Origin of the sequence: Pseudoduganella guangdongensis, from assembly GCF_009857475.1 — a bacterium.
GTDB classification, from domain to species: Bacteria; Pseudomonadota; Gammaproteobacteria; order Burkholderiales; family Burkholderiaceae_D; genus Rugamonas; species Rugamonas guangdongensis.
The window spans coordinates 1-255 of sequence record NZ_WWCJ01000078.1; the positions used below are offsets into that span (position 1 = coordinate 1).

The window sequence follows — 255 nt, forward strand, 5'->3', positions numbered from 1 at the left end:
CTTTGCATTGGACTTTGAACCAATCTGTGTAGGATAGGTGGGAGGCTTTGAAGTAGGGACGCCAGTTCCTATGGAGCCATCCTTGAAATACCACCCTGGTTTGTTTGAGGTTCTAACCTTGGTCCGTGATCCGGATCGGGGACAGTGCATGGTAGGCAGTTTGACTGGGGCGGTCTCCTCCCAAAGTGTAACGGAGGAGTTCGAAGGTACGCTAGGTACGGTCGGACATCGTGCTAATAGTGCAATGGCATAAGC

Annotated in this window: 1 rRNA gene; it reads left to right on the forward strand. The window is 51.8% G+C overall.

Going from position 1 to position 255, the window contains the following annotated elements:
• Positions 1–255: ribosomal RNA gene (locus GTP41_RS26925) — 23S ribosomal RNA — on the forward strand; the annotation flags it as partial.